Annotated in this window: 12 protein-coding genes; 5 read left to right on the plus strand and 7 right to left on the minus strand. The window is 58.2% G+C overall.

Annotated elements, in window-relative coordinates; genetic code table 11:
* Window positions 1–81 precede the first annotated feature (81 nt).
* A complete protein-coding gene (locus tag J122_RS13340) occupies window positions 82–687 on the plus strand; it encodes a hypothetical protein (RefSeq protein WP_061332724.1) in 606 nt (201 codons plus the stop codon).
* A 43-nt stretch (window positions 688–730) separates the two neighbouring features.
* Here J122_RS13340 and J122_RS13345 read toward each other — a convergent pair whose 3' ends face one another.
* From J122_RS13345 to J122_RS13360, 4 genes are all read right to left on the minus strand, one after another.
* Complete coding sequence (locus J122_RS13345; protein ID WP_061332725.1) at window positions 731–2041, minus strand: methyl-accepting chemotaxis protein; 1311 nt, start codon at window positions 2039–2041, stop codon at window positions 731–733.
* A gap of 131 nt (window positions 2042–2172) precedes the next feature.
* Window positions 2173–3381 (minus strand): efflux RND transporter periplasmic adaptor subunit, encoded by a 1209-nt coding sequence (locus J122_RS13350; RefSeq protein ID WP_061332726.1) that lies wholly within the window; start codon window positions 3379–3381, stop codon window positions 2173–2175.
* Window positions 3382–3404: 23 nt separating this feature from the next.
* Window positions 3405–5783, minus strand: a complete 2379-nt coding sequence (locus J122_RS13355) for an ABC transporter permease (protein WP_061332727.1) — start codon at window positions 5781–5783, stop codon at window positions 3405–3407.
* A 4-nt stretch (window positions 5784–5787) separates the two neighbouring features.
* A complete protein-coding gene (locus tag J122_RS13360) occupies window positions 5788–6513 on the minus strand; it encodes an ABC transporter ATP-binding protein (protein ID WP_061332728.1) in 726 nt (241 codons plus the stop codon).
* Window positions 6514–6674: 161 nt separating this feature from the next.
* Here J122_RS13360 and yghU point away from each other — a divergent pair, with 161 nt between their 5' ends.
* Genes yghU through J122_RS13375 form a run of 3 tightly spaced genes read left to right on the plus strand, consistent with a single transcriptional unit; the run spans window position 6675 to window position 10803 of the window.
* On the plus strand, window positions 6675–7547 hold the full coding sequence (gene yghU, locus J122_RS13365) for a glutathione-dependent disulfide-bond oxidoreductase (protein ID WP_061332729.1): 873 nt from the start codon (window positions 6675–6677) through the stop codon (window positions 7545–7547).
* 9 nt (window positions 7548–7556) lie between these two features.
* On the plus strand, window positions 7557–9956 hold the full coding sequence (locus J122_RS13370) for a Lon protease family protein (protein WP_061332731.1): 2400 nt from the start codon (window positions 7557–7559) through the stop codon (window positions 9954–9956).
* Window positions 9946–10803 carry a universal stress protein gene (locus J122_RS13375; protein ID WP_061332732.1) on the plus strand — a complete coding sequence of 286 codons (858 nt, stop codon included), beginning with the start codon at window positions 9946–9948 and terminating at the stop codon, window positions 10801–10803. Before J122_RS13370 ends, J122_RS13375 begins: the two co-directional genes overlap by 11 nt.
* A gap of 13 nt (window positions 10804–10816) precedes the next feature.
* On the opposite strand, the gene ftsH is transcribed toward J122_RS13375, so the two are convergent.
* The 3 genes from ftsH to ggt are packed head-to-tail and all read right to left on the minus strand — an operon-like array spanning window position 10817 to window position 14771.
* Window positions 10817–12718, minus strand: a complete 1902-nt coding sequence (gene ftsH / locus J122_RS13380) for an ATP-dependent zinc metalloprotease FtsH (RefSeq protein WP_061332733.1) — start codon at window positions 12716–12718, stop codon at window positions 10817–10819.
* A complete protein-coding gene (locus J122_RS13385) occupies window positions 12715–12963 on the minus strand; it encodes a YkoF family thiamine/hydroxymethylpyrimidine-binding protein (protein ID WP_061332734.1) in 249 nt (82 codons plus the stop codon). The genes ftsH and J122_RS13385 overlap by 4 nt, the downstream gene beginning before the upstream one ends.
* Window positions 12964–13007: 44 nt before the next feature.
* On the minus strand, window positions 13008–14771 hold the full coding sequence (gene ggt / locus J122_RS13390) for a gamma-glutamyltransferase (RefSeq protein WP_061332735.1): 1764 nt from the start codon (window positions 14769–14771) through the stop codon (window positions 13008–13010).
* Window positions 14772–14911: 140 nt separating this feature from the next.
* Here ggt and purU point away from each other — a divergent pair, with 140 nt between their 5' ends.
* A complete protein-coding gene (purU, locus tag J122_RS13395) occupies window positions 14912–15766 on the plus strand; it encodes a formyltetrahydrofolate deformylase (RefSeq protein ID WP_058090533.1) in 855 nt (284 codons plus the stop codon).
* The last annotated feature ends 46 nt before the right edge of the window (window positions 15767–15812 follow it).

Raw genomic sequence — 15812 nt, forward strand, 5'->3', positions numbered from 1 at the left:
AATTTTTCACAGCGATGCGGCTCTAAGATTGCCCCAGCCAGGATGCAATCACCAATATGTTAGCCAACTGGGAAAATAATAATGATGTTACGGCTGCGGGCGATTTTCGCTGTCATGTTTTTTTCTTGTCTGATTTCGCTGCCGGGCAAAGCTGCTGCGGCAGAGGTTGGTGCCGGGGACTGGCATGGCCTGGAGCTCGGGGTGGCCTTGAATAATTGGCGAAACAGTGGAGACAACCATGCCGGCTACCAGGTTTTGTTGGCTTTTCGGCCATCGCAGCAGCATCGCTTTCAAGCCCGTTATACCGATGTTTCCAATGATGCTTCAAATGGCTGGTCGGCTTTTAAAGACGTCATCACGCTGTGTGATCTCCGGTCCGATTGCGATTCCAGTGACAGCGAGGGCCGAACTATTCGCGAGCATGCCTTACTCTATCAATACCGTGCGTGGGGCCAGAGCAGTAGCCAGGGGGCTGCTGAGGTATGGATTGGTGGTGGCCCGGGGTGGATCAAGGAAACCCTGAGACAACAGGTAGAGGAGGCAAAGCAGGTGCGCCGGGACACCGGGGTTGCCTGGTCTACTCAGTTGGTTGGACGAGGCAGCCGTTTCTATACGGCCTTTACGTTTGAGGGCAACACTGAAATCAATGGTACCCTCGTGGGCCTTGGTTTCGGATTCGGGTTTTGAACGGTAGTTTCAGTTGATATTCAAATGACACTTCGGGAGCTGTTTACAACTCTTTGGCAAAGCGCTCAACAGCGTCCACAACCTGTTTGGCGCCTTCCTTGATTTCCAGAATCACTTCACCCGCCTGATTGGCCAGTTCCAGCCCTTGCTCTGCATTCTCCCGGGTGCGGAACATCTGGTGCATGACTTCATCCGAGAGCACCTGGTTTTTCTCGACGACGCTCACAATCTCATCCGTGGCTTGACTGGTACGGGCTGCCAATTGCCGCACTTCGTCAGCAACCACGGCAAATCCGCGTCCATGTTCGCCCGCTCTGGCAGCTTCAATCGCTGCGTTTAGCGCCAACAGGTTGGTTTGCGCGGCGATACCACCAATGGTTTGCACGATCGAGTTGATTTGCAGTGATTGTTTGCTCAGGGCTTCGATGCTTTCAGTCGCAGCCTGCATTTGAGCTGCTATTTTTTGCATCGTTTCGACGGTCTCCTGGACCACGGTCGTGCCCTTTTGGGCGCTTATATCCGTTTGCTGTGAGACGTCGTAGGCTACGCTTGCGCCCTCCCGTACTTCGGCTTCCCGTGCGACCTGATCAGTGACCACGCTGGCAAACTTTACCACCTTGGATAGGTTATCCTCGGCATCGTAGACCGGGTTATAGGTGGCCTCCAGCCATACCTCGTGGCCACGGCTGTCGATCCGTTTGAAGCGGTCTGCCACGTACTCTCCGTTATTAAGTTTTTTCCAGAAGGCGTCATATTCAGGGGAGTTGGCTTCCTCTGGCGTGCAGAATTTGCGGTGATGCTGGCCAACGAGTTCGTTGAGCTGATAGCCCATGGCCCGCTGAAACTGATTGTTTGCGGTGATAACCGTGCCGTCTAGGTTGAATTGAATAACCGCGGTGGAACGGATCAGTGCATCAATGAAGGCCTCGCTTTCTTTTCCACCTTCCACGGTTTCGGTGACGTCGCGGGCATAGCCTTGAACGTAAGCGAGCTTGCCATCCGCCCCGCGCACGGGAAACCAGTGTATGTTCAGCCACACCAGTGGGCCACTGGCGCTCAAGTAGCGGTAGTTGTCGCTAACCGGCGCGAATTCTGCCATTGCCTTGTTGAAGTTATGGAAGCAGGGCAGCTTTGAGACATAGGGCGGAACAAGATCCGACAGCGGTCGGCCAAGAAGCTGGTCTGACTGGTAGCCCAGAGTGTCGGCGAAGTCCTGGTTTACAGCGCAGACGCAGAAGTTGGAATCGAGCCTTACCGATAACATGCCGCGGTCCATCTGCTGCGCCAGCTGGCGCAGCATAGCCAATTCGGCACGTTGGTCTTGGAGTTCTTTTTTGAGCTGGCGATTAAACATCAGGAAATCCCAATGAGAGAGAGTTCCTTTTTAACGGCCTGGACAGCTGATTCTTGAGCTCTGGCTGGAAGGAAATTAAACGGCATCGGTCAGCTCTGCTCAGTGTATAGACATTCCGTTGCCAGATAGGTTCAACGAACCCGGATTCGATCTCCATCATTCAGCCCACGCTCCGGGTGCCTTACAACGCGGTCGCCTTCATCGAGCCCCGACAGGATGACGGTGCTTAGTCCGTTACCGTGGCCAGCCTCCACTGGCTGGATATTGGCGCGGTCTCCGGTAACCTTGAAAACCGCATACCCGTTGTTGTGGCGGAACAGGGCGGAGGCTGGCACTTGCAGGGCGTCTTCGGCTTGCCAAAGAATAAACTCGGCATCCACTCGGTAGCCATCGCCCAGAAGCTGCCAGTGTTCGTGGGGGCTGAGCATATCGGCAATAACTTTTACCCGTTGTTCTTCAACACCAAGTGCTGAGACATCCTGGAAGCCAACGGGCTCCACTCGCCGGATAACCGCATTGAGGGTGGGGCCGCCCCATCCTGTCAGGCGGGTGGCCAGGCCAGGCTCCAGTTTCACGGCATCGAAACTCAGTACGTCTACGACCACTTCCAGGGTGCCCGGGTCTCCCAATTCCAGTAATGGCTCTCCGGCCTGGACAATGCCTTCGCTTTTCCTGACCAGCCCGAGTACAGCACCATGAATGGGGGAACGAACCGCTACGCGCTCTGCCGGTTTGCCTCCGTTGGCGGTGGCGCTGGACACCTGCAGCCGGGTTTGCGCAGCAGCGAGTTCATGGCTGGCGACTTCTTCATCAAACCTGGCAGAGCGCAAGATAGCCTGGGCACGGGCGGCGGTGGTTCTGGCCTGTTGCAACTGTTCGTCCGAGACAAAGCTGGACGGTCTTAGTGCCAGTAATCGCTGGTATTCCTGTTGGCTGAAGTCTGCGTCGGCCTCCGCCGCGGCGGCCTTCTGGCGGATGGATTGGAGCGAAGAGCGGGCGGCAGCGACTCGGGCTTCTGCTTCAGCGCGGCTGCGGGCATCCAGAATGCTGGCGGGCATGGGGTCGATCAGGGTGAGTAACTCCCCGGGGATAACCGTGTCTCCCACGTCCAGCTCAAGCCGGTGTACAAAGCCGGTTACCGGTGATGACACCAGATAGCGGTCTTTTACCCGGGTTTTACCTTCTTCCCGCACGGTTACCTCCAGCGGGCCCCGTTGCGCGGTAGACAGGTCTACCCAAACCGGCTCTGGCCTCAAGATAAACGCGAAAGTCACCACGGTCAGTGCTGCCATCAGTGACCAGAAAAGTCTTTTGCCGGTGATGTGGTTACGCACGGCCATGAGGTGTTCCCTGCAAGTTGAGTTTATTCACGGGTTTTCAGTACGGCCACCAGGTCCAGTTTACGGAGCCTGCGCCAGGTGATGAAGCCGGAGATCAGGGCAGAGGCGATCACTACGTTGGCTGCCGGTGCCAGGGTTTTACCGGTGATGATCAGTGGCACCCGGTATAATTCGGTTTGCATGGCTGTTACCACGAGCTGGCCAAGCCCAGTGCCGATGGCCCAGCCCAGTGGTATGCCCAATATCAACAATACCGCAAGCTCCCCCAATAGTATGTGGGACACTTCGTTATGGCTGTATCCCAGTACACGCAGGCTGGCCAGATCTCGCGCTCGCTCTGCCAGTGAGATTCGGGCGGTGTTGTAGATCACGCCAAACGCGATGGTGCCGCCTAGCAAGCTGATAATGAAGGTGTAGGTCAGGAAGGTTTTGGCCAGGGTTTCAAAGAAGCTGTCGAGCATGGCCTGGCGTAGATTCAGGGCCATCACTTTGGGCGTGTCGCGTAGTTCCTGGTAGACCGTTTCGGTGAGGTCTGGGTCCAGGTTCATCAGTATCTGGTTGATGGCGGGGCCTTCTCTCAACGCCCGGTTCATGGCGCCCAGGTTCATATAGGCACCCACGCCCAGAAATTCGCTGGTGACGCCGGAAACGGGCAGGTTCAGGGTAGGGCGCTGGCCTTCCAGTACGCGCACGGTCACCGTGTCGCCGAGCCGTAGGCCTAATGAGTCTGCCAGGAAATCGGTCAGCAGTATGCCGGCCTGGGGGACGTTGACGTCCTGAAGCTGGTGGTCGACCACAAATTGCAGTTTGGCGTCGTCAGGGATGCCGGTCAGCGCGGTTCGCCAGCGCCGGTGGCCGTTAATCAGCTCTACCGCCGTTACCCGCCGGCCTTCGGTGTACCAGATGCCGGGAAGCCGGGCTAAGCCGTACATAGCTGACTGGCTTACCGGGTCTGTCAGGCTGACGGTGAGGTCCTGTTTCTGAACCTTGGCAAATTGGGTGTGCACCATCAGCGAGACCGAACTGAACTGAAAATTGCCCACCACCACAATCGCGGTGGCCATGGCAATCCCGGTGATCGAGAGCAGGGTTCGGCCGGGTCGCCGTGACAGGTGCCGTACGATCATGCGAGAAGGCTGGGTAAACCGGACCCAGCCCAGCAGGCGTTCCGGTGTACTGATTCGAAAGCGGGCCGGGCCTTCCGGCTGCATGGCCTGGGCTGGAGGCAGCATGGCAGCCGCGCGAATAGCGCGCCACCCGCCAAGCCACGCGACGCCCAAACTGGTGGCGGCGAGCAGCAACACCCATATTGGGTTGATTCGGAACAGCAGCTCGGGAAAGCGGTAAAAGTCCATATAGAGTTCACCCAGCGCCCGCCCGAGCCAAAGCCCGGCTAATGTGCCAATGGCCAGTCCAATCAGGGCAATAACGAGTACCAGTTGGCTGTAATGCCAGCCAATCTGTTGATTGCTGTACCCAAAGGCCTTGAGCACCGCGATGATTTCTCGCTGAGTGCTGATCAACCGGCTGACCACCACGTTCAGCAGGAACATGGCAACGCCCAGGAAAATAGCAGGGAAGATGGTGGCCATGGCTTTGAGCTGCTCAAGCTCATCACTCAAAAAACGATGAGAGAATTGGTCTTCACGGCTGAAGGCGCCGGCACTGCCGTAGCGGTCAAGTAACCGATCCAGGCGGTCGATCACATCCTCAACCGGGTGATTAGGGGCTGTTTGCAGTACCAGGCTGTTAAAGGCCCCTCGCATGTCCATGGCGGAGGCCAGTGCCTCCTCGGGCATCCAGATGACGCCGTATCGCTCGTAGTCCGGCAACATCCCACCGGGTGGAATGACATAGATGAATTCCGGTGATTCCGCGATGCCCACGATGGTCAGCCGTTGTTGTCGGCCGTTGATAATGCCGGTTATCCGATCATCCAGTTGCAGGTCGTGGGCATCGGCAAAGCTTCCGATAATCGCCACTTCGTCGGTGCGGCTGGCATCCGGTAACCGTCCTTGGCGTAGGTAGAGTTGATTGACGGCGGGTTGCCCGGTGGCAGGCACTGAAACCAGCCGTGCGGATACAGGGTCATGAAAACCGGCCACGTCGAGTTTGGCAACGCCTTCCACCCGCGCGCTCAGGCGCGTGACACCGGGGACTTCAGAAACCTGCATCAGTACCTGTGTAGGCGCTCGTTTGAGGTTTACGAACACGTCGGCAAACTGGTGTTCCTGGTAGTACTGGTCACGCGTTGCGGTGAGCGACGCGTAATTCACCAGCGACAACAGGCAAACCGCAATGCCGCCGGCAATCACAAGGGCAATGGCCAGCATCTGGCCGCGCATCTGCCAGATTTCGCGGCGCAGCTTGGTGTGGAGGATGCTGGTACCAAAGAGAGCCATGGCGCTACCAGCTCAGGGTTTTCGGGTCTTGCCGGTGGGCATTGTGCTGCTCACCGCTGATCAGACCATCTGAGAGGGTGATCACCCGGTCTGCCATCAGGGCAATAGAGGCGTTGTGGGTGATGATCACTGTGGTGGTGCCAGTTTCCCGGTTGGCTTTCTCCAGAGCCTCGAGTACCAGAACACCTGTAGCGGAATCGAGGGCGCCTGTGGGCTCGTCACACAGCAACACGTTAGGCTGTTTGGCTATGGCCCGGGCAATGGCAACCCGTTGCTGTTCGCCGCCAGACAACTGGGCCGGGAAATGATCGGCCCGGTTGGCAAGCCCGACCAGTTCCAGTGCCTGGTCCGGCGCCATGGGGTTGCGGGCGATTTCGGTAACAGCGACGACGTTCTCCCGGGCGGTCAGGCTTGGGATGAGGTTGTAGAACTGGAAAACAAAGCCCACGTAATCCCGGCGGTAGCGGGTGAGTTCCTTGTCGGTGGCCCGGGCAAGGTCCGTTTCCAGGTACCGGACTTCACCGCTGGTCGGTATATCCAGGCCGCCGAGAATATTCAGCAGTGTCGATTTGCCAGAGCCGGAGGCACCCAGCATGACCACCAGTTCACCGGCGTAAAGGTCGAGATCCACTCCGCGCAGGGCGTGCACCTGTACTTCACCCTGCTGGTAGGTTTTGGTTAGGCCGCGGGTGTGGAATACCGGAGCGCCTGATAGCGCGGATGCAGCCATAATACGACTCCCTTCGTAAACAACAGATCACGACCAGTATAGCCTGTTGGGAACTCCCGGATTTGATCCGGCGCATTCTCAATGCGAACACAGGTGCTAACGGCAGGGGCAATCAGGTAAAGTCGGCCAATAGCTTACTCACCGTCAATCGGAGACCAAACATGAGTGATTCAACCTATACGCCTCCAAAGGTCTGGAAATGGGACAGCAGTAACGGTGGCAGGTTTGCCAACATTAATCGTCCCGTTGCCGGGCCTACCCACGACAAAGCGTTGCCGGTGGGGGAGCATCCATTCCAGCTGTATTCCCTGGCCACGCCCAATGGCGTGAAAGCGACGGTGATGTTTGAGGAGTTGCTGGAGAAGGGTATCAAAGAGGCAGAGTACGATGCCTGGCTGATCAACATCATGGAAGGAGATCAGTTCAGCAGCGGGTTTGTTGAGGTAAACCCGAATTCCAAGATTCCGGCGTTGCTGGACCGCAGCGAGAACCCGGCCGTGCGGGTGTTTGAATCCGGATCTATTCTTTTCTATCTGGCGGAAAAGTTCGGTGCCTTTTTACCAACAGACCGGGCCCGGCGCACAGAGACGATGAACTGGCTGTTCTGGCAGATGGCCAGCGCACCGATTTTGGGTGGTGGTTTCGGGCATTTTTATGCCTATGCCCCTGAAAAATACGAGTACCCGATCAACCGTTACACCATGGAGGTGAAGCGGCAACTGGATGTGCTGGATCGCCAGTTGGCGGATAACCAGTACATCGCCGGTGATGAATATACCATTGCCGATATGGCAATCTGGCCCTGGTATGGCTCGCTGGTGAAGAACACGGTGTACGAGGCGGCGGAGTTCCTGGAGGCCCACACCTACACGAACATTTTGCGTTGGACAGATGAGCTGGCCAAGCGCCCCGCAGTGCAGCGTGGCCGCATGGTAAACCGGGCCTGGGGTGAGCTGTCTTCCCAGCTGCACGAGCGGCATGATGCCAGTGACTTTGATTTGCGTACCCAGGACAAGCTGGACGGCGAAAAGTAAGGAGGAACAATGGCGCTACCTGCGGCGTTAACCGAAGACCAGATTTACCACCGTTGCCCGTTGGACAAGTTGAACTTTGAGACAACGGCAACGCTGGAGGAACTGGAACTTCCTTTTGGGCAGGAGCGCCTGCTGCGCGCGATGGAGTTTGGCGCCAGCATGGAGGCCAATGGTTTTAACCTGTTTGTACTGGGGCCATCCGGAGCGGGTAAGCACGAACTGGTCAGGCAATTCCTCGACAAGCACGCCGAAGGCCAGCCGGTGCCATCCGACTGGTGCCACGTGTTCAACTTTCAGCAATCCGACAAACCAAAGGCCATTGAGTTGCCGCCGGGCGAAGGCGGGGTATTCAAGCGTGATATGAGTGACCTGGCAGCGGAGCTGAAAACCGCCATCCCGGCTACCTTTGAAAGTGAGGAGTATCAGGCTCGCATTCAGGAGCTTCAGGAAGAGGTGACGCGTCGTCAGCAGAAGGGCCTGTTCGCCATCCAGGAAGAGGCGAACGCGAACAATATAGCCATGCTGACAACCCCGGCCGGCTTTACCTTTGCGCCCATGCGTAACGGCGAAGTGATTGAGCCGGAGGAATACAAGACCTTCTCTGATGATGAGAAGGCGCTGGTGGAGGCCAAGGTTGAAGACCTGCAGAAGAAACTGCAGCAGGCTATCCAGCAAGTGCCGCGGCTGCGCAAGGAAGTGCGGGAGCGTATCCATTCTCTGAACGAAGAGATGGTTCAGCTGACCCTGGGCGGCCCCATTGGCGAATTGCGCGAGAAGTGGTCGCACCTGCCGGAGGTGGTTGCCTACCTGGATGCGGTTCGGGAAGACGTGGTAGAACACGCCGAAGCCTTCCAGGATAGTGAGAACGGCGCCCCCGCCGGGTTGCTCAATCGTTACCGGGTGAACCTGTTGGTGGATAATTCGGAAACGCAGGGCGCCCCGGTGGTGTATGAGGACCTGCCCAATCACCAGCACCTGACCGGTCAGATTGAGCATCGTGCTCACCAGGGTAACCTGTACACGGACTTCACATTGATCCGGGCCGGTTCGCTGCATCGGGCCAACGGCGGTTTTCTGATCCTGGATGCCCGCCGCATTCTGACCCAGCCCATGGCCTGGGAAAGCCTGAAGCGTATCCTGTTTTCCAATGAAATTCGTATTGAATCCCTGGAGCGCCTGTACGGCCTTGCCACTACCGTCAGTCAGCAGCCTGAACCGATCCCGCTGAAAGTGAAAGTGGTGCTGGTGGGCGACCGGACCCTGTATTACCTGTTGGCACACTACGACCCGGACTTCCTCGACCTGTTCAAGGTTGAGGCAGATTTCGAGGATGATCTGGACCGGGACGGAGAGAGCTATCAGCTCTACGCCAGAATGCTTGCCACCATGGCCACATCTGTAAAGGCCCGGCCAATGGACAAGCCCGCCGTGGGGCGTTTGATTGAGCATGCCAGTCGCCTGGCTGGTGACCAGAAAAAACTGACCGCCCATGACCGGGTATTGAAAGACCTGCTCAGCGAGGCAAATCACTGGGCTGCCCGTGCTGACAGCAAGCACATTGGCATCGGGCATATTCAACAGGCGATTGATGAGCGGGAGTTCCGCGCCAGCCGCATTCGGGAACGTAGCCTGGAGCAGATCTACCGGGGTGTGGTGATGATTGCCACAGACGGTGAGCAGGCGGGGCAGGTGAACGGCTTGTCTGTGTTGCAGATAGGTGCCACCCGTTTTGGTCAGCCTACCCGCATCACGGCCACCGCCCGGCCCGGCAAAGGCCAGGTGGTGGATATTGAGCGTGAGGCGAAACTTGGCGGGCCCATTCACAGTAAGGCGGTGATGATCTTGTCCCGCTTTCTGGCAGGCCGCTATGCGCCCATGGGTGATTTATCCCTGTCTGCGAGCCTCGCCTTCGAGCAATCCTACGGTGGCGTGGAAGGGGATTCAGCCTCGGTAGCGGAAACCTGTGTGCTGTTGTCTGCCATTACCGGCGTGCCGCTGAAACAGTCGTTGGCGGTGACCGGCTCCATGAACCAGCACGGTGAGGTTCAGGCAGTGGGAGGGGTGAATGAGAAAATTGAGGGCTTCTTCAATGTCTGCAAGAAAAACGGTGGGGTAAATGGCCACGGCGTGTTGCTACCCGCCAGTAACGTTGAGCACCTGATGTTGAATGAGGAGGTGCGCACGGCGGTTAGGGAGGGCGTGTTTGCCATTTACCCGATGACCCACATTGATCAGGCCATTGAGCTGATGACCGGCATGGCGCCAGGCTCGCCTGATGATGAGGGCGGTTATCCGGAAGGGTGCTTCAACCGTCGCGTGGCTGATCGTTTGGCTGAGTATGCAAAGGTAGGGCAAAAGAAGGAAGACGCCCAGGATAACGACAGCGGAGGCAAGAACGGTGACCGCTGAGCAACAGCTTCCGGTTGAGCCAGTGGGCCGGGTGCTGATTCTGTTGGATGGTTCAAGGTTAAGTTTGGCGGCTCTGGAGGCCGCGGCGGACATTGCCCATGCCCGCAAAGCCGAAGTGCTGGGGGTGTTCGTCGAGGAGGTGAACCTGTTGCGTAGCGCGGGTTATGGGTTCACAAGGGAAGTGGGCAGAAATTCCGGCGTCGCGCGGCCAATGGACCTTGCGGCTATTGAGGCCCGGATGCGCTCGCTGGCGGAGCAGGCGAGAAGATCGCTGGAGCGTGCCATGGCGCAACGGGGGCTTGCCCAGGCGCTCACCTTGTGTCGTGGCCGTGTGGCAGATGAAGTACTGAATCTGGCGCGGCCGGGGGATTTGCTGGTGTTAGGCCGCGTGGGCTGGTCTGGCAGTCCGGGCTCTCGCCTTGGGTCCACGGCCAGGGTTCTGGTGAGCCAGGCGCTCGGGGATGTGTTGTTGTGGGCCGATCCGCCCATGCGGTCCCGAAATCGCATTGTGGTGTTGCTGAATCACGATCAAGGGGCGAACCATCGGGCTGTCAGGGTTGGCGCTGAGCTGGCAAGGCGTAACCGGCAGCCGTTGACGATCCTGGTGCGAACCGAAACCGGCCGTGATGAGCGTATCGCCGAGGATTTGCTGGCCTATATGGAAAGCGAGGGTATTACCGCCCGGGTCAGTTTCTTGCCCATGGCCAGTGCCGGAGCTGTTGCACGGGTGATCAGGGAGGAAGGCGCCTCGCAACTGGTGCTTAGCCGGCAGTGCAGCCTGTTCCGTGAGCAGGGTGCAGATACCCTGCTGATTGAAATGAACCTGCCGGTGACGGTAACACCCTGAAGCCAGAGGAGAATCATGCGATTTTCCGGTCGCCGGCTTTGCTCAACACCTCGGTGATTTCCTCGGTTGACAGGGTTTCGTGTTTCATCACCGCCTTGGCCAAGGCGTCCAACTCCTTGCGGTGTTCCTTGAGGAAGTTGACGGTGTAGGATTCCAGGTCCATGAGTTGCGACTGGATTTCCGAATCAATCAGGTCGGCCAGCTTTTCACTGTACTCCCGGGGGGCACCCATCTCCCGTCCCAAGAATACATGCTCCTCACCAATACCCAGTCCCAGTGGGCCCACTTTCTCACTCATGCCCCACTGGCCGATCATTCGGCGCAGCAATTTTGTGGCTTCTTTAAGATCGTTCTGGGCACCGGTGCTGACTTCGCCATAGATGATTTTCTCGGCGGAGCGGCCGCCCAGCATGACTTTGATGCGATCCCGCAGGTAGCTTTCGGTGTAGTTGTATTTGTCTTCCCGAGGAGTTTGTTCGGTTACGCCCATGGCCATGCCATGGGGGATGATGGTGATCTTGGTGAGTGGGTCGGCCTTGGGCATGTAATAGGCCATGATGGCGTGTCCGCACTCGTGGTAGGCCACCACTTCCCGTTCTTCCGGCGTTAGCTGGGCATCCCGCTCCTCGCCCAGAATCAGTCGGTCCCGGGCCTGCTCAAAGCAGTGGGCGTTAACCTCGTCCAGATTTTCCCTGGCGGCGGTCAGGGCCGCTTCGTTGACCAGGTTTTTCAGGTCTGCGCCGGAGAAACCGGTGGTGCGGGCCGATAACTGCGCAAGGTCCACATCGGCGGCCAGCGGCACTTTGCGCACGTGCACTTTGAGGATGGCTTCCCGGGCCTCTTTGTGCGGGCGATCCAGGGTGATCTTGCGGTCGAACCGGCCGGGGCGGAGCAGGGCGCTGTCCAGTACGTCCGGGCGGTTGGTGGCTGCCAGCACCAAAACATTCTCGTGGGCTTCGAAGCCATCCATCTCGGTCAGGATCTGGTTCAGGGTCTGTTCCCGCTCATCGTGTCCGCCGCCCAGGCCTGCGCCCCGGGAGCGACCAATGGCATCCAGCTCGTCGATAAAAATCAGTGCTGGTGCCTCCTTGCGGGCATTCTGGAACATGTCCCGAACCCGTGCGGCACCCACGCCAACAAACATCTCGATAAATTCCGAGGCGCTGATGCTGAAGAAGGGTACTTCCGCCTCGCCAGCAATGGCCCTCGCCAACAGGGTTTTACCGGTTCCAGGCGGCCCCACCAGCAGCACGCCTTTGGGCATGACCGCCCCGAGGCGCCGGTATTTCTCGGGCGATTTCAGGAAGTCGATGATCTCCGCAATGTCGCGCTTGGCGGATTCTATGCCTGCCACGTCATCCAGGGTGGTAGTTGAGGTTTCCTTGCGAGCCCGGCGGGCCCGGGACTTGGCATAGTCGAATGGTCCGCCACCTTGGGTCATTCGTTTTTGTGCCGCCCCCCAGAACCAGAACATCAGCGCCAGCAACAGTATCCAGGGCAGGAAGCCAAGAATCAGGTCCTGCCACCAGGGCCGGCCCGATGGCGCACCACGAATGACAACCTCTTGCCGCTCCAGCAATGACAGCAGATCCGGATCGTCAACCGGTGGCCGTAACGTCAGGAAATTCTCTGTGCTGCGCCCGGTATCGGAACTGAACCGGGCGGCACCGGCCTCGGTAAACCGGCCACGGATTTCTTCGTTGCGCAGGGTGACTTCCTGCACCTGCCCGTTCAGTACCGCTTCTTTAAACTCGGAATAGGCCAGTTCCTGCTGCTGCGAGCGACCGGTGTCCTGTAGCCACAAAAACATCAGGAAAAAGGCAGCGCTCAGCCACAGGAATGAATACTGGTTCGGTATGGCTGGTTGAGGCTTGTCGTTGTTATCGGGTTTGCCTGGTTCGTTCGGGTTGGTCATCTCGGCCTCCGGTCGCCCTCCATGATCTTGGCCACGAACACCGATTTTCCGTAGGTTTCGAAAGACCACTTCATGGTATCGGACAGCACAGTCATTACTTCATCATAGTCGCCGAAAATTTCGGTGCTCATACGCCCAGGATAGACTTCCAGGCCGGTTTGTTTCAGGCGATCAATCAGATCCCAGATCGGTTGCTTGTAATCGTCTTTAAGCGGATAACAGCTCAGCTGTACAGAAAGATACATGATTTGCCTCCCAAACAGTCTGAGGCGGGTCAATTCCCGCCCGGTTAAAAGCCCATCGCCGATGACGTGCTCCGGCGTGGATCGGCACCGCCGTAGAGGGTGCCATCGTCTCCAATCATAATACTCTGGATAGCGCCCATGGCGGCGCTGGTGGTGACCTCATGGCCTTTGGCCTCCAGCAGGCGGATGGTGTCCGGGCTGATGCCCTGTTCCATGCGGATTTCATCAGGCAGCCACTGATGGTGGATGCGCGGCGCGGCAACAGCGGTCTGGATGTTCATGTTGTGGTCTATCACATTCATCAGAACCTGCAGGGTGGTGGTGATGATGCGGGAGCCGCCCGGGCTGCCGGTTACCAGGAAGTTGCGGTTGTTTTTGCGCACCACGGTCGGGGACATGGAGCTGAGCATGCGTTTGCCCGGTTCGATCTTGTTGGCCTCGCCGCCGATCAGGCCGTAGGCATTGGGCTCACCCGGCTTGGCGCTGAAATCATCCATTTCGTTATTGAGCAGGAAACCAGCGCTCGCAACGGTAATGCCGGAACCATAGCTGAAGTTGATGGTGTAGGTGTTGGATACCGCATTGCCCCAGCGGTCCACCACGGAAAAATGAGTCGTCTCGGGGCTTTCATGGGCAGCCGGCTGGCCGGGTTTGATATCGCTGGCGGGCCGTGCTTTGTCCGGGTTGATGCCTTTTCGCAGCTTTGCCGCATAGGCCCTGCTGGTCAGCCCGCGCAGCGGAACCTCCACGAAATCGGTATCGCCCAGGTATTCAGCCCGGTCGGCATAGGCCAGTTTCATGGCCTCGGCCATGTGATGAATGGTCGCGGCGGAATTGTGGCCCATCTCTGTGATGGGGAAGCCCTCAAGGATGTTGAGGATCTGGATGATATGGGTGCCGCCGGAGGAGGGTGGCGACATGGAGTAGATGTCGTAACCACGATATTGGCCATGTACCGGTTGCCGGACGGCGGGCCGATAGGCTTTGAGGTCATCCAGGGTGATCAGGCCATCGTGGCGTTGCATCTCATCAACAATCAACTGGGCGGTCTTCCCCTGGTAAAAACCCGCTGGGCCATGCTCTGCAATGCGTTTAAGGGTGTCAGCCAGGTCGGGTTGTCTGAATAGTTCACCTGGTTGCGGTGCCGAACCGTCCTCCTTATAAAAGGTCGCCTTGGTAGCGGGCCAGCGTTGCAGGCGTTCTCTGGCTTGTTCCAGGCCTTCGGTGAAACGATGGGGAACCACGAAGCCCTCTTGCGCAAGCTGGATGGCCGGGGCCAAGGCTTCCTTTAATGAGAGAGTGCCGTGTCGTTCCAATGCCAGGGCCAGGCCGGCGACCGTGCCGGGAACGCCAGCGGCCTGGTGGCTAAACCGGCTGCGTTGGCTGATGACGTTGCCCTCGTCATCCTGGAACATGGTTTCGCTGGCGCCGGCCGGGGCGGTTTCCCGGTAGTCGATGGCCTCTGGCGCGCTGCCGTCACCGGGCGCATATAAAAGAAAGCCACCACCACCGATGTTGCCGGAGCGGGGCTGGGTTACCGCCAAAGCAAAACCTGCCACAACTGCTGCATCCATGGCGTTGCCGCCGTCTTTGAGAACCTGCAGGGCCACCTCGCTGGCCAGGGTGTGACTGGTGGCTACCATGCCCTGAGTGGCCTGAACCGGGTGGAATCGCTCGCCCTCAAGGATGGCCTGATTGCTGGCGTAGGCGGCATTCAGTACCAGTAACGCTATCAATGCGGCTGTCAGGCCCCACAGGCGCCTCAGTGGAATTCTTGGCCGGGGGCTGTGGATCACTCTGTGTGTCATTGGATTCCTCGTTTCTGGCTGCCAGATAGGCTATCATAGCCGGTCATTTTTACCGGTGCGCTCAGGCACGCCACCGCAGGCGGATGTCTGTGGTTTTCCGGCGCACCCGCTTTCCCGGATTCAAGTTAAGGAAAGGCTTAATGGAGCATACCTATCGTCTTGTTATTTCCTGCCCGGACCGGGTAGGGATTGTTGCCAAGGTGAGTAATTTTCTGTCCACCTACAACGGCTGGATTACCGAGGCGAGCCACCATTCAGACACTCAGTCTGGCTGGTTCTTCATGCGTCACGAGATCAAGGCTGAGTCGATCCCCTTCGGGCTTGATCAGTTCCGCGCCGCGTTCGAACCGATTGCCCGCGAATTCAACATGCGCTGGCACATCGCCGATTCCGCCCGGCCCAAACGCGTCATCCTGATGTGCAGCAAAGAATCACACTGTCTGGCGGACCTCCTGCACCGCTGGCACAGCAAGGAACTGAACGCCGAAATGGTGGCGGTTATTTCCAACCACGATGACCTTCGCCGGATGGTGGAATGGCACGATATTCCCTATCACCATATACCGGTCAGTAAGGAAAACAAGGCAGAAGCTTTTGCTCACATTGAAGAGCTTTTCCAGAAGTACGATGCCGACGTGGTGGTGCTGGCGCGTTACATGCAGATTCTGCCGGCTGAGCTGTGCGAAAAGTACGCTGGCAAGGTGATCAACATTCACCACAGCTTCCTGCCGTCGTTTGCCGGGGCCCGCCCGTATCACCAGGCCTACAGCCGGGGCGTGAAGCTGATCGGGGCCACCTGCCACTACGTGACCCAGGACCTGGACGAAGGTCCGATCATTGAGCAAGACGTGATTCGCATCAGCCACAGCGATTCCATTGAAGATATGGTTCGGCTGGGCAAAGACGTTGAAAAGAACGTGCTGGCCCGCGGCCTTCGGTCTCATATCGAAGACCGCGTGATTACCTACGAAAACAAGACCGTAGTGTTCGATTAAGGCTGTGCCACAGTCGCCCCTCGGGGCAGTGGACTGTGGTATGCTT

Source organism: Marinobacter excellens LAMA 842, assembly GCF_001574445.1.
Lineage (GTDB): Bacteria > Pseudomonadota > Gammaproteobacteria > Pseudomonadales > Oleiphilaceae > Marinobacter > Marinobacter shengliensis.